General features: G+C 39.0%; 3 protein-coding genes. All 3 read right to left on the bottom strand.

Annotated elements, in window-relative coordinates:
• Positions 1-301 precede the first annotated feature (301 nt).
• Positions 302-964 carry a type I restriction endonuclease subunit R gene (locus F6K49_RS40630; protein ID WP_293106568.1) on the bottom strand — a complete coding sequence of 221 codons (663 nt, stop codon included), beginning with the start codon at positions 962-964 and terminating at the stop codon, positions 302-304.
• 3 nt (positions 965-967) lie between these two features.
• Entirely contained in the window at positions 968-1,555 is a 588-nt protein-coding gene (locus tag F6K49_RS40625; RefSeq protein ID WP_293071194.1) for a Uma2 family endonuclease, read from the bottom strand.
• A gap of 244 nt (positions 1,556-1,799) precedes the next feature.
• Complete coding sequence (locus F6K49_RS40620; RefSeq protein ID WP_293046215.1) at positions 1,800-2,288, bottom strand: hypothetical protein; 489 nt, start codon at positions 2,286-2,288, stop codon at positions 1,800-1,802.
• Positions 2,289-2,563: the final 275 nt, after the last annotated feature.

The raw sequence follows: 2,563 nt of genomic DNA, 5'->3' as shown, positions 1-2,563 counted from the left end.
ACAGAGGACTCATGACCAATCAACCACGCTCTTCCGATCTCTCAAGAATTTTGAATTCTTCACCGCTGGGACAAGTTAGCACTTGCTCGATCAGCTTCAGGTATGCTTGTAGTCTTTGTTTGTCCATTTTTGCGGGTTTTTTCGGGTGCATCCGAGCTTTGGCAACAATACGACCATTGAAGGCTAAAACACTTCTCCCGTTCCCTCAACGCATTGATAAATTATGATCTAAGCTGACAATTTTCCCGTCTAACGCACCCTACGAGATTGAATATAGAGCTGTTTTGGAGGCGATCGCTCTTCAATTTCCATCACTCATTACCCCAATATTTGCACCCATAATTTTGGCAATTTGCTTAAGAATACGCAAGACATCATATAACTGATTCCTACGAGGTAGCAGCAGATAAAAAAGATTAGATAAATCATATTGGGGAACACCTTCGGTCAACATTTTAACAAACAAAAACTCATCCCCGCTACCAATCATACCATAGACAGGACGTTCAGGATTAGGATTTGCCATCATATAAGTCATTAGTTGAGGTAAAGCTACTGAAAAAGCAATAGTAGATTTAGATTCAACCAAGAGAACCCAAAGTTGTTGTGCAATAACTAAAGTATCAATTCGACCTCGTAAAATTTCATCCTTGTCTTCTACTTCCACTTCAACAGTCGTTTCAGTAGTGACATAGAAAGGTTCATCATATAAACCTGCCAAAGTAAGTAAAGGTCCAATTAGTAATTGATTAATCACACCTTCTGGGAGAGGACTTCGTTCTCTATGACGTAAAAATCGTCTTTGAATTTGGTCTAGGTTCTCTTGTTCTTGAGCAGTTAGTTGAGGTAAATCCTGTTGCCATTCCTGAAAGAAAAGGTCATTATCTGTAGGAGATAAATTAAACCTTTGCTTCAAGTCAGCTAAGGTAGCGATCGTTTTGGAAATGGGGTAATTTTGAATCATTATTCACTCTTCATCCAACTCAAAATCTACTCTTTCATACAAATTTTGAAACGAAATTTCAAAATCAGCTGAAGCCAATTTTAAAACTGATTCTCCCCCTTGATAATCATTGAAAAGCCATTGCCCATCCTCTTGCTTAAAATATTGAGCCACATAAAAACGATATTGATCGATTAAAATATATTCCTGAAATTCAGGGATAGAACGATAATATATGAATTTATCCGTCCAGTCGTAATCCCGCGTCGATTTAGAAAGGACTTCCACAATGAGTGAAGGATTGGTTACGTTTGTCTTACCCATTCCTTCATAGATTGGTTTTCCTTTAATTACCATTACGTCAGGATAGGTATAGAGGCGATATTGCGCTATGCACAAGCGGACATCATTGATATAGATATAATATTCTTGCTCCTTAATTGTCAAAGGAAATTTGCGACAGAAATTGAGCGCAATTTGATTGTGATTTGTCGTGCCTCCTGTCATGAGGATGATTTCTCCATCTCGATATTCATGTTTATCTATCGCTTCCTCCTCTAATGTCAAGTATTCTTCAGGCGTGTAGTACCGTTTTTCTGTTTGAATCACCATATTAATGTTCCTGATGCTGCGATCGTTGTTCAGTTGCCATTACTCTTTAGGATAGGTGTATCTTGCAAACTCCGCTCAGTATAGCGCTACGCGCAAGGGCTTTAGGCAAAAGCCATGCATGCTAAAGTTGACTACAACAGCTTTTGCTGCTTGTATCCATGTCAAACACCTTAATGTGTAGTGCTATATTTGATCCTGTAGTTCACTCCAGTAGGGTGCGTTAGGCAGTAAGGATTTTCCGATTCTATTCTAGCTTGGTGCCCTGCGACGGATTGATAAATTCTGAGCTACGCTGACCCAATTTGTTGGGATAAGCAATACTACCCACCTGACTTCCTTTCCCTTCAGGATAGAGATAATCACTCTCTACCACCCATTGCTTTTCAATCTGGTTATCCTTGTTACTGCGTGTCACTAACCAAGGATTAGGAACAGGTGGAAAAACTGTTTTAGTCTGCTTATTGTCATCAGTAACTTGAATTCCCTTGGTCAAAGCATCTGGCAACGCCCAATGTAAATGAATTCCCGCTTTCAGATACAAATTCTGATTTTGAAAAGGTTGAGAAACAATCTCTTCACTAATATTGGCAATATTATGATTTACGTCTCGCTTACCATCAAAATAAGGAAGGCGGCTAAAATCTGTCATCGCCTCTACTACAACGCGATCGCTTTCCAGATACAGAGCGTCTAAGTGGACAGCAACCATTAAAGCGGGAATTTTTCCAGCCAAAATTACCTCCTCTCCCAGAATATCAACAATCGGTTTCAGCCAAATTTGACAGGTAATTTCACTAGGATTTTCTCTGACACCTTTAAGTGTGCTTCAGTTTCCCAGAAATGATTAATTCTGCAACAAAATTTTACATTAAAGGGTATTGACAGGGTAATATAACTGGTATCTACCTTTGTGTAGCAAGGGATACAGCATATTAATAAAAAAAAAGATCGGTCAAGTTTTGGTTAACCCCAATGCTTGACCGAATTCTATTGTGTAAACGTCAACAA

This window comes from Moorena sp. SIO3I6 (genome assembly GCF_010672095.1).
The sequence above is the reverse complement of the archived record's forward strand: the minus strand, read 5'-3'. Positions and strand labels throughout refer to the sequence as shown.